The sequence below is a fragment of the Mesorhizobium intechi genome (genome assembly GCF_002879535.1).
Lineage (GTDB): Bacteria > Pseudomonadota > Alphaproteobacteria > Rhizobiales > Rhizobiaceae > Mesorhizobium > Mesorhizobium intechi.
The window spans coordinates 1-2,336 of record NZ_PNOT02000235.1; the positions used below are offsets into that span (position 1 = coordinate 1).

The window sequence follows — 2,336 nt, forward strand, 5'->3', positions numbered from 1 at the left end:
GAGTATCGGTATTCACGCTCCTGGCCGCCCTCCCTGGCAAACCAGTTGGCTCGCTCCCACCCCACCATCTCGCCGAATACCGCCCCGCGTGCCTTGAGATGTTCATGAATTGGCGATCGTCGAATGCCGCGCGCTGTTGTCATCTGACGAGCGGGGAAGTGGTCAGCAAAGGAAAGTGCCACTATCTCCGAAACCCGTTCTCTCAAGTACGAACGGTTGTTCTGTAAGGGCTCCATCCGACGTATGTCCACGCCCGCCAAGTCGAACGGCGGGGCATCGTCATTCATCCATTGCGCCAGCGCTAAGCCCGCACCCCCTGAGGCAGCTATTCCTGTACTATTGTAACCACATGCTACCCAATAGCCCCTAACGTCAGGAGCTTCACCCAAGTGGTATTGGTCGTCTGGAGTGAAGCTTTCAGGCCCGTTAAAGAAGGTACGAATACCGGCTGTGGCCAGCATCGGAATTCGCTTCAGAGCCTTCTCCATAATAGGTTCGAAATGCGCAAAGTCCTCGGGCAACTCATCGAAGCAGAAGCTTTCCGGGATGCCATCCATGCCCCACGGTTTCGCCTCCGGTTCCACCGCGCCGAAGAGAATTTTTCCTGCATCTTCTTTGTAGTACGTATGTTCGTCCAGAACCCGTAGGACCGGCAGGCGAGTTAATCCATCTATTGGTTCTGTAACCAAATAGAAATGTTCGCAAGCATGCAATGGAATCGCGACGTTGCTCCTAGCGCCGAATTCCCTCGCCCACATGCCAGCACAGTTTACCACGCTTTCCGTTTCAATCACCCCTTGCTGGCCATCCTTCTCCCATGTTACGCTTGATACCCGGCCGTTCCTCGCCTGAACACTGGCTACCTTCACTCCCTCAACGATAGCGGCGCCACGCTGGCGCGCGCCTTTGGCCAGCGCCATCGCGACGTTGGCTGGATCACATTGTCCATCATTCGGGAAATGAAGTGCAGCCGTGACATCAGACACATCGATATGAGGGTACATTTCCTCAAGTTCTCGTATAGAGATCTTTCGCGCCTCCACGCCGAAAGCGGCCGCGAGAGAGAGTTGCCTGTATAGTTCGTGCTTGCGCTCCTGGGTAAGGGCGATAGACAATGAGCCGACACGTCGAAGTCCGGTTGCAATTCCCGTCTCTTCCTCCAGACTTGAGTAGAGTTGCATTGAGTACTTGGTCAATTTCGTCATGTCGCTAGACCCGCGAAGCTCGCTGAGTAATCCGGCGGCGTGCCAAGTCGTGCCGCACGTAAGTTGCTTACGCTCGAGCAGGATCACGTCCGTCCAGCCCAGCTTCACTAAGTGATATGCGACGGAGCAGCCCGAAACGCCGCCTCCGATTATGACAGCGCGCGCTTTGGAAGGCAGTGGCTTCATTTCGTATGCCTCAAACCGGCAAATTCGACTCTCATTGTAAGCTCCGGTTCAGTGTCTTTTCGGCATCCTCGCTAGAGCCAGGGGAGCGCGCTCTCCAGAAGCTCCGGATCAATGATGAGCCTCGCGAGACCACAAGCCACCGCCAGGTAGGTATCCCTTGTCGCCCCCGCGAAGAGTGCCCGGCCAGAGCCGCATGGTGGGCTGACGGGCGACGCTGGACATTTTCGATCTTTGTGGTCCAGGGTGGTTCCAGTGTAGGCTACCATCAGCGATTAGCTGGCGGCACCTCCGCCGGTGCGAGGACATGAGCTGGCGCACACTGTTCCTCTTCGCCCATGGTTGGAAATGGTGTGATCGACAAATCGATTAAGTCGACGGCACGCTTGAGTGTCGCCTGGGTCTGAGCAAGGTCGGGTGAAGCGGCAATAATATGTCCGATACGGTCTCTGTAATCACCTTTCCTGACGAATGGGGTCTTTGGGCTCACATAGAATTTCACCTCGGCGACACCTGACACAGCAGCGATCTGACTGTTGCGCCCGCGCCAATCGAGGATCCCATCCTGATCAGGAACCAGGTACCGCGCAGCCGCCATCTGCGTGTGCCGTCTGCGCAAATCCCACTCGTCGCCCACCACTAGCTTGATGTGCTCGGTGACAAGGTCAACATCGTAAGCCAGCTGAACCAGTTGAGGATCGACCCCTCCAACAATACGCGGATTGACTTCAATGACCATTGGGCCACGCTTCGTCCACCGAAGTTCAATGTTCGTTGGCCCCCAGCCAAGGCCGAGAGCTCGCAAACAGCTCAGCGAAACGTCGGTTATGCGCTCACGCTCCTCGTCAGTTAGCAGGGCGGGGTAGGTTGCCTCCCGGAAGACGAAATGCGGCGGGGGACCGAAATCAGCAGCGCCAATCGCAATGACGTCATTTCCCATCATTACCG

The 2,336-nt window shown here is 56.6% G+C and carries 1 protein-coding gene and 1 pseudogene; both read right to left on the minus strand.

Annotated elements, in window-relative coordinates; translation table 11 throughout:
* The coding region (locus tag C1D09_RS20620; protein ID WP_143976047.1) for an FAD-dependent oxidoreductase at window positions 1-1,391 on the minus strand (1,391 nt) is incomplete at its 3' end.
* A 265-nt stretch (window positions 1,392-1,656) separates the two neighbouring features.
* Window positions 1,657-2,336 (minus strand): annotated as a pseudogene (locus C1D09_RS20625) (ATP-grasp domain-containing protein); the annotation flags it as partial.